Raw genomic sequence first — 9510 nt, 5'->3', positions numbered from 1 at the left:
GGCTCCACCAAAGCCTGGGGTACCGAACCCCGGTCGAGGTGGAAACCGATTTTTGGAAGCAGAACCCGCCGCAAGTGATAATAGAAATCAAGGCAAATGCCTAGGAACAAAACTCGGGGCACTTCAGGGCGCCCGCCCCAAACCCCTAGTCCTGTGGACATCTTCGCAAGCTCGATGTCCACAGATAAAAAACCCACTCACCTTATTCGATGAGTGGGTTTTACTAAAGTAAGTGCCTTAACTTAAGTACACGCGCGCGAAAAAAATTGAAGCAAAGATTTATCGACGAACAGGACGTCCTGCACCAATTCGAGAAACACCTTCAAAACGCTCACCGTTGTTGTACTTCTTCTCAAGACGCGCAGCTTCTTTAGAGGCAGCTTTGAAAATAAAATCCGACAAGGACTCATAACCTTCTTCATAGGCAGTACGAGCAAAAGCAGCACGGAAGCGGTTGAGCTCATCAGATGAACCGTAGATACTCATCCGCTCCCGATTGCTATTTTCTTTTTTAGCAGCTTCCTTTTTGGCCTTCGACGACTTTTGAGCGTTATGTGAAGCCTGCCCTGTCTCGACAGGAGCAGAGGGCTCTACAACAGCCTCTGGGGAGTGTTCAGAATCCTCCGCAAGCGCGGGAGAAACAACCTGAGCTCGCACTGGGTGTTCACCGCTACTGAAGATTGATTTCAAGTTTGATTGTCGTGGTGTATTTTTGTTGCTCATTAGATCTCCTCCCCTATTAGCTTCTCTAGATAAACCCGCTGAATTCGAGCCAATTCATCATTTGATACCTCTTGCAAGGAAGACGATGATTCTGTGATTTCCTTGATGCGCACTGCCTGTGGCATGGGCGGGTAGAACAGTTTCATGCCTTGGGAATTCGCTGCTTCTTCAAGATCACTCAACCAATGGCGAGCGCTGTTGGTGTTTTTGATGAATTGGTTGACGACGACGCCTTCTATGCGGAGGTTTTCGTTGTAGTTTTCTTGGACTGCTTGGACGGTTTGCATGAGTTCTGCGATGCCGTCGACGCTCCAGAGTGCTGCTTGGGTGATGATGATGAGCCCTTGTGATGCTACGAGGGCGTTGATGGTGAGCATGTCGATGGAGGGTGGGCAGTCGATGAGGATGAGGTCGTATTCATCGAGTAGGGGTTTGATGGCTTTTTTGAGTCTGTTTTCTCGGCCGGTGGGGGTTACGAGGAGTTCGTCGCGTACGAGGTCGAGTGCTCGGGATGGGGTGGGGATGAGGTCTACGTTTTCCCAGATGGTGGGTGTGATGACTTCTTGGGCGGTGGTGTCTGCTCGGGAGGTGAGGACGTCTGCTAGTCCTGCGGTGTCTGCAGGTAGTGGTTCTTGTGAGGTTGATTTGGTGAGGTTGCCCTGGGGGTCTGTGTCGATGAGTAGGGTTTTGAGGCCTTTGCTGTTGGCTGCGTCTGCTTGGAGGTAGGTGGTTGTGGTTTTTCCTACTCCGCCTTTTTGGTTGAAGAAGGTGTAGATTTTAGCGCTCATGGAATGAGCTCCTTTGCCGGTTATTAGTGTTATTAGAGCTAATACATCCAATATTATGTAATTGCGCTAATGGAGTCAATACATCTATTAGCGCAATTACATCTATTACATCTATTTAGTGTTGCGTCCTCTGTGTTCCTTGTATTTCAGCAGTTCTTGGGTGCTCCACAAGTTTTCATGGATTTTTGGTTGTGGGAAGTGCGCTGATTTTTGAGCCATGGAGTCAACGGAACGTTTGGACTTATATCCCAGCATGGTTGCTGCCTGTTCGTTGGTGCACATGCCATAGCTAGTGATTGCTTCTAGTAGGGGTGATCCGGCGATGGCCTGTGCGAGTTGTTCGTCGGTCTCTGTTGTTTGGCATAGGTTGAGAAGTTCTTCTTTGAGTGATGTGTCTAGAGGTAGCTTGCCCATGCTTTTTTACCTATTCCTCGTCGGGTGCCTTCAAGATCTTGCTGTTTACGGATTTGTTTGGATCGGGTTGCACTGAATTCGGTTTGTTCGATACCAACGATGGTGACGTTGGAGTCTGCGTAGACGGCTTCGACTTGTGAGTTTGCCCAGGCTTCGATGGATCCCCCGTGGACTTTTCGAATGTCGGAGAGTACGTCGGAGGCGTGGTAGCCGCCTTTGGCTCCTACGGAGAAGGAGCGGATTTGGCCGTCTGAGGTTTTGCCGGTGAGTCGGATTTTTACGCGTTTGTCTTCGCGGGACTGGGAGCGGGAGGTGCGTCGGAGGTTACTGAGTGCTCCTGCCCATCCTTTTTCTCGTCCTTTGGTGTTCTTTCCTTCTGGCATATCGATGCGGTCGATTTTCCCGCCTTCGGAGAGGTGCTGCGTGGGGTGGATTCTTAGCCTGTTGTTGGTGCGTTTGGTGGTGATGACTTCTGCTTTGGTGTCAGAAGGTACGGTCATGCCGGTTTTGGAGCGCACTGCAACGACTTTTCCTGCTTTGTTGCGTCGGCGGGGTGGTTGATGGGTTACTTTGCCGGTGCGGTGCAATTCTTCGATGGCGGGCATGAAGGAATCGCCTTTGGATTCCCCGCGTACAATTTTGCGCATCATACGGCCGGAGCGTCCTACAGCTGCGCCCAGTGCATCCCAGGATAGGCCGTATTCTTTTTTCACTGCCAGTACTTTTTCTGCGTTGCTCATGGTGTTATCCATGGGTTTTAGTCCTGTTCTTCGTCGGTAGCGATTTCGTAGTGTGCTCCGAGGTCATCGATGGGAAGGAATTCATCGGTGAATTGAGCGGCGTCGAATTCTGATTTTTGTGCACGAGCGCGGAGGCGATCACGTGCTTGTCTGGTTTCGGGGGTTTTGACGGGGGTGTCGATATATCCCTGGACTCGGATGCGGCCGGCTTTGCCGTCGTCAGCTCCACCGTGCTCGGTGGGTAGTGCCCAGCGGGGGAGTTCGGAGGAGTAGATTGCGTCACCGTTGATGCCAATGATGCTGTTGCCGGGCATAGTGAGTGCTCCGCATTCCATGCCGTTTGCTTTGTGGTGTAGGACTTTAGCTCGTCCACGTCCCCAGATTTGGACAGCAAGTTCTGGGTGGTAGAAGGCTTGCATTCGTCGGTCGAGGTTTTGGGGGATTTCCCAGACGAAGGCTTTGCCTTTTTGGACGACGGTGTTTTGGTACTGTACTGGAACCTCTTTAGGGTCGTAGGCGATACCGGTACGGGCGCGTCCGCGTGAGGCGAAAGAGCCGATGGATTGAATCAGGATTGAACGTAGTGCAGCGCCTAGGGCGGTGCGCATGAGGGGTGGGAATTCTGGGTAGCGTCCGACGAATTCTCGGGCTTCTTGGAGTCGGGTGCTCCAGGTGTCTAAGGGAGCGATATCTACTGCTTTTCGGGTGGCGGTATCGGATCCTTTTTCGAAGCGTTTTTTGGTGGAAAGTCGCTTTTCGTTGAAGACGATTCCTTCGACGAAATCGATGCCCCAGCCGAATTTTTGAGCGACGAAAATTTCGGATGAATCCGCCCAGGTTTCTCCTCGGGCTCCTGGTTTGTTGGGGTAGTACCAGCCTTGTGATGCCTGTTCGAAGGGGGTGCCAAAGATGCCCACGTGGTTCCAGTTGTGAGGCACGGTGAATCGGATGTAAAAGCGTGCGCGAACGTAGGGGTTGTCTTCCCAGAGTTGGTAGCACTCTGCGCGGGTGAGTCGCTTAGCTGGAGCCATGCCTAATGCGCGGGTGAGTGAGGCGTACATGAAGCGTCCATCGATGTAAGAAAATGCGTTGATTTTTGGCGACACTTTAGGGTCAATGAGTGGCACGACATCGGGGTGTGCTGGGAGTGATTCTCCGGCTACAAGGTGGTCGAGGTGGTGCTGAGTGCTGGTGGCGTGCAGTTGTTGAGCGATGTCATCTTCAAGCTGTGGCGGGTCGTAGTTTGTAGGTAGGGTGAATGCCCAAAGGTTGTGCCCGGTGGCTCCAGGGGTCTTCATGAGGGGGCAAGCGCCTTCTAAGTCTTTGCCGAATTTTTCGGTGAGTAGGCGCTCTAGAACGTCCCAGGTTTCGCGTGCTTGAGCAGGATTCAGTGGGGTATCTCCGAACCATTCTTTTGCAAGTTTAACTTCGATTTGTGCGCCGGTGATTCGGTGTTCAAAACGGCCGGTGGGTGGGGTGCCGAGCCAGTGTCCGAGGGTGCGCCATCCGGGGGTTTGGACAGTGAGCCAATGGCGGGCTCCGGTTTCTGCGGTGGGCACTTTTCCGGTAAAGAGAATGCGGGTTACTTCTTGCCCGTTGATGCGCAGATCTGCCACGGTGTCGAGCTTATCGGTGAGAGTAGGTTTTTGGCGTCGGGGGCTGATTTTGGAGGTGAAGTATTGGCCGTTGGAGAGGACGCCTTTTCCGCTTTCAAAGTCCATGAAGGCGGTGGGTACTCGACCTACTTTCCAGGGCTGGGGTTTCATAGTGGCTTCCTTTGGTGGTTGTGAATTTACAACTATCCTACACCTATAAGTTGTGAATTTACAACCTTCTTCGATGGGTGCGACTCAGACGATTCCCGGCGACACGCCGAAAAAGTGACATCGTTTTTTCGAATATGATATGCTTACTGCGTCGACTTTGGAAAAAGCGGTAAGCATAGAATTCTCCAAAACAATAAATGTACCCCTGGTGTACCCCAGAAAACACCCCAAAAGTACCCCAGATGTACCCTGCATTCAGAGGGGTAAGTACCCCAGTAAAACCTTTCGGCACTCTGCTGAAAACCCATGGAGTAACTACATCTAGCGAAACCCTCAATGCTCCATTCATCGCCCTTCCCCTGCAATTACCCCACAGGGGGGATTCATCTATGAGTGGTCATGAAAACACTCTCCAAAATATCCTTCCTACACTTTGTCGCCGAGGGATGTCAGCACTTACGATCTTCATTTAACTGGATTTCACAGGGGTAGAAATTACCCACCCCACCCCCCTCATTTTTGACTACCTGCATGCCCATTATGAAGGAATATATCTACGTGCAATGAGTACTCAGAAAATTGAGGTCGAGCTTGCCTCTCCCGCATCCAGTGCTGCTCGTAGATTCATTCATGTGAGACTTCTTTTGAATATCTTCATGACATCTATGTGGCTTATACTCACACCCTCTTCACAGCACCTCTGGGCTACAGATATAACACCCCCGTTTCGCCCCTCTACCTGCAGATGATAGGCAGCGGAAAGTGTCACCGAAAAACGAGAAGAAAATCTAAGAGAAACATCTAGTATCGCCCCCTAGAGGTGAGGGTAAGACTTTGAAACCTTGAGGCCGGTTGCTCATGGCAAGAATCGATCCAGGCTAAAAATATTGGATGTAATAGATGTAATGGATGTATTTATCCCCAATACAGAAACTTGCTTGTATGCCACAAAATAACTGTTGATAAAATACAACACATGATATATTCCGAAACCACTCAAGAATACGACATCATGACCTACCCGGCATTGAGCTCATTACTCAAAAATCAGAACTTAAAAATCAGTGATTACCGACTTCTCGCAGAGTTACTCATGACCCTTGAAACCACTTCATTCAAGCCCCTCTCAACAGTGGATCTCTCCACCAAATTAGATGTCAATCGATCTTCACTTAGTGCCTCCTTGGGGCGTTTAGAGCGAGCAAAAATTATCCAGCGCGGCACTAAAATTGGACGACTATTTACCTATCGATTAATAGCTCTATAAGCGCAATTACATCTATTTTTTATAGACCCTTAATACATCTATTAGCGCAATTAGCTCTATTACATCCATTAGCGCAAATACATCTCATTCAACCTCTAATAAATCCCTCAAGAATCACGCCCCAATTAGCAAGCAAATTCTGGGTACTTTTTCACCGCTGCTTCCATGCCTAAAGCAGCCTTCAACTTCAAAAAATCCAACTGTCTTTTCACGCCGACAGGCATTGGACGGGCTTTCTTGCGAGCGGCAACTTCTGCAGCTCGTTCTGCAGCTCGACGCTCAAGCTCAACACGACGTGCAACCTCACGGTGCTGTGTCAAAGACTCCACAGGAGCACCCTCAATACTGAGCCAATTCCTCAAGCGAATCACAAGCCAGGCAATCTTAGAGCGCATACCATCAGCACCGTTGGTTGTGTACTGCTGGCCATCAGCAGATACCTCCAAAGCGTTGAGAATATCCTTCACACACCAACCCGCTACAAAGTAGCGACGGCAGATAAAAGCAATACGCGGCAAAGATACCCCACGTAAAGCAATTACGCGTTCGCGTAGCGTGGCTGCAGCGCGCAGTTCTAAAGCCTTCTGCGCCTTCTTGGTGCCTTCTGGTGCAATCACTGATTCGTAGATGCCTAAAGGCTCAATCTTTGGTTTCTTCTTTGAATCCTTCACCTTCGGAGGCAATGGTAGAGCTGCTTTTTCTTCGCGCGCGTTTAAAGGATTTAACTCTTTAAGTTCTTTAACAAAGGGGTGGACAAAAATCTGAGAATCAACAACTTCTACACCTGCAGCAGGAACTACCGCTTGATGATCTTCAAGCGGAACACATGGCGCATAGACCGGTGCTTCATTGATATTTAAGGGAGACTTTTCGCGCGAGCGCCCTGGAGCCACAAGAGTAAGTAATCCGTGTTCTTTGAGGTCTTTGAAGTAGCGTGAGATGGTTTTGAGACTGCAGCCAATAATGGTTGCTAGATGCTCGCGCGTAATCTGGATGTAGTGCTTCTGAGGCTGGTGGTAAGGCAAGAGTGCATTGATAAATGCGGTGAAGCGCTTTTGCTTACCTGCAGGAAGATTTTCGTAGTAAGTGGAGGTAAAAACGCGGTTGCGCCAGATAACGATGTTGCGTGGGATGCGATGGTGCTCTGGGATGGTCTTGAGCACGTGTAGTTGCGTGTAGGAGGTATGCTTAGCTATCCTAGACATAGCAAAAGCTTTCTTTTTGATTCATGGGAGTTTTTGCCTTTCCATTTGGAGGAAACGAATAAGCCTTTTAGTCGAGGTGCTTATTCAGTGTTATTAGAGATTCTGCGATCTTGCCGGAATGCAGAATTTCCAAAGTTTTCAAGGGAAGACCTCTTGCCGGGGGTCTTCCCTAACTTTTTATGTAGAGGCTGCTGATGCGGCCTCTTTTTTTGTATCTTCATCTTCTGGTGGGTCGATTTCGTACCCTGGGATGGTGCCGTTTTCTGCGATGAGGTGGGCTATCCATCGGGAGCGAGTGACACCTAAAGATTTAGCTTGTTGGTCTGCGTAGAGGACAAGATCATCGTCTAAACGCAAAGTCATTGCTTTGCGTGGTTTAGAGGTTTGGCCTTGTCGTCGTGCTTTCATGGTTCTTACTGTAGCTGGTGGTTAGAGTTTAAGCAAATAGTGGTATCTCTAATGGATGTAATTGTGCTAATAGAGCTAATTGCGTTAATAGATGTATTAGCTCTATTCATTGTAGGGTGTTGACCATAAAAGTTTATGGAATATAAAATTATGCTATCGGCATCCAATGCGCGCCATTCTCCAACGCCATATACCTTGCCCCGTACGCGAAAACCTGGCATTTGAGGACAACTGGCTTATGGCCAGAGCATTTAACCAACTGCGCAGCGTGGCAGGGCGTAACTACAAAGAGCCCATACCTCTGCTTTGTTGGTACGGGTAACAAAGCTCTCCCAAAATTCCTGCCACCTGAACCAGCAGAGGTACAACCATCATGGTTTCACGCTCCACTCGCCGTAAAGCTCAAGACTACGCAGCAACACACGGGACTAACTACACCACCGCACTGCGAGCAGTCACGAACGAAATCCATCACCGTTCAACGAAAAACACCCTACGTTTAGAGCTCGGTCACACTAATAACGACCAGTCATTTCATATCAATCTAGATCGGCACAACAGAAGCCACCTTGTGGGATTCAAAATTAATCATGCCCAAACACAACGCTTCATCTGGTCTACCTCAGAACAAGCAGCAACCCAAGGATATGCCGTTTCCTACTACCCACATCTAGGTTCAGAAAACGACGAAGTCTTTCTAGCCCAGCTCCACGCCAAAGCCCGCCAAATCTCAGAACACGTTGACGGATTCATCTCAGTTTCCAATTTTCCGCACGGAGAAATCCTCGACGAAATCACCACCCGCTACCGCTGGCTCCAGGAACACCCCAACACAAATAACCTGTTTGATAAAGATTCGGCCACCGATACTAAACCACAATTCCGACCGAAGCTCATCATCGCAGAGACCTCACAAACCTACAGCCAAGAATTCTCCGAAGTAGCCACCCTCGGACGATCTGTCGGAATCCATCTCATCCTCCTTCTCGATAACCCACTACTTCTCAAACCAGAGGACAGAGGCAACTTCACCACCACCATCATGCTCATCAACCCGAGAACAAGCGGAAAAGAAATTACTTCCTTCACCGACCACTGGGGGAGTGCACTAGGGGCAAAACCTACGCCGGAACAAACTAAACGCTGGAACGAGCGCGCCTCTACTTATAAATCTTGGAGCCAGGTTTTCGAAGAACAACCCACCTCTGAGAACCAGCAGCACCACGAGAAACAACAACGTTTTACCCTGCTCGTGAAGACACCTCACCAAACAACGCTGCATGAGATCATCGAAAGCTAAAAACACTTACAACATACGGCCGTCTCTTAAACCTGCAAGAGACGGCCGTAAAAAAATCTAATGGTTCAAAAACCTTATGCCATGAATGTGAACCGGCTAAGCTTCACAACAACACCATAAACAGCAACCACAGGAAAATTATGGAATACGCACAACTCGATGGGCACGTAGACTCCATCACGCCCTCGCAATACGACAGAATGCTCAAAAACGGCACCCGCAACCGTCAGCAAGATAACAGAAATACAGCCCTACGCTGTGAAAGCTGCGGAGCAAAAGCATACCTAACCACCACAAATGGAACCCACTCCCACCCAACATTCGGCGCTTACCACGACCCTAAAGATTGCCCTGAGAGCTCTCAGACTGCACACCAAATCGATGGGGTTGTTAAACGTTCGATCGAAGGCACACGAGGCGAGACCGTTTCAATCGCACCAAACCAAATCGACCCCCTTAACCCACCTGCAGCACCGGTGCATATTCGAGAAGTAGCAACAGAATCAGCGACCACCAACCTACCGCAAGGGAAAAAGACAATACGCGCTGCAGAACCTACTGCTGCAAAAAATAGACACCTCGCCCCACAAACTGTTTTGGCAAACCTGCTCATTGACACCAAACGCTTTGCAGAAAGCATGTTCACCATGCCCCTCTTTCCTAGCGGAGAACAAAACATCATAGGACAAGATCTCATCAAAGAATTCTCCGAACTCGATGAAACAGACATTGGGCAGCACCGATATGTCTGGGGAAAAATCCACAACACCCACTGAAGTGCCCCGAGTTTTGTTCCTAGGCATTTGCCTTGATTTCTATTATCACTTGCGGCGGGTTCTGCTTCCAAAAATCGGTTTCCACCTCGACCGGGGTTCGGTACCCCAGGCTTTGGTGGAGCC

General features: G+C 49.5%; 9 protein-coding genes. 2 read left to right on the top strand and 7 right to left on the bottom strand.

Annotated elements, in window-relative coordinates:
- Positions 1–279: 279 nt before the first annotated feature.
- From HF984_RS11175 to HF984_RS11145, 7 genes are all read right to left on the bottom strand, one after another.
- Complete coding sequence (locus HF984_RS11175) at positions 280–723, bottom strand: ParB family protein (protein WP_168615728.1); 444 nt, start codon at positions 721–723, stop codon at positions 280–282.
- The gene (locus tag HF984_RS11170) at positions 723–1511 is read right to left on the bottom strand and encodes a ParA family protein (protein WP_168615727.1); all 789 of its coding nucleotides are present in this window, start codon (positions 1509–1511) and stop codon (positions 723–725) included. Before HF984_RS11170 ends, HF984_RS11175 begins: the two co-directional genes overlap by 1 nt.
- Positions 1512–1622: 111 nt before the next feature.
- On the bottom strand, positions 1623–1925 hold the full coding sequence (locus HF984_RS11165) for a hypothetical protein (RefSeq protein ID WP_168615726.1): 303 nt from the start codon (positions 1923–1925) through the stop codon (positions 1623–1625).
- Positions 1907–2665 (bottom strand): hypothetical protein, encoded by a 759-nt coding sequence (locus tag HF984_RS11160; RefSeq protein ID WP_168615725.1) that lies wholly within the window; start codon positions 2663–2665, stop codon positions 1907–1909. The genes HF984_RS11165 and HF984_RS11160 overlap by 19 nt, the downstream gene beginning before the upstream one ends.
- A gap of 17 nt (positions 2666–2682) precedes the next feature.
- Entirely contained in the window at positions 2683–4431 is a 1749-nt protein-coding gene (locus HF984_RS11155) for a hypothetical protein (protein ID WP_210729728.1), read from the bottom strand.
- A 1392-nt stretch (positions 4432–5823) separates the two neighbouring features.
- Positions 5824–6903 carry a helix-turn-helix domain-containing protein gene (locus HF984_RS11150; RefSeq protein ID WP_168615724.1) on the bottom strand — a complete coding sequence of 360 codons (1080 nt, stop codon included), beginning with the start codon at positions 6901–6903 and terminating at the stop codon, positions 5824–5826.
- Between the two features lie 177 nt (positions 6904–7080).
- A complete protein-coding gene (locus tag HF984_RS11145; RefSeq protein ID WP_168615723.1) occupies positions 7081–7260 on the bottom strand; it encodes a hypothetical protein in 180 nt (59 codons plus the stop codon).
- 424 nt (positions 7261–7684) lie between these two features.
- On the opposite strand from HF984_RS11145, the gene HF984_RS11140 reads away from it, so the two are divergent.
- On the top strand, positions 7685–8611 hold the full coding sequence (locus HF984_RS11140; RefSeq protein ID WP_168615722.1) for a hypothetical protein: 927 nt from the start codon (positions 7685–7687) through the stop codon (positions 8609–8611).
- A gap of 140 nt (positions 8612–8751) precedes the next feature.
- Complete coding sequence (locus HF984_RS11135; protein ID WP_168615721.1) at positions 8752–9387, top strand: hypothetical protein; 636 nt, start codon at positions 8752–8754, stop codon at positions 9385–9387.
- Positions 9388–9510: the final 123 nt, after the last annotated feature.

Origin of the sequence: Rothia terrae (genome assembly GCF_012396615.1) — a bacterium.
Taxonomy (GTDB): Bacteria; Actinomycetota; Actinomycetes; order Actinomycetales; family Micrococcaceae; genus Rothia; species Rothia terrae.
Note: the sequence above shows the minus strand (reverse complement) of the source record. Positions and strands in the feature narration are given on the sequence as shown.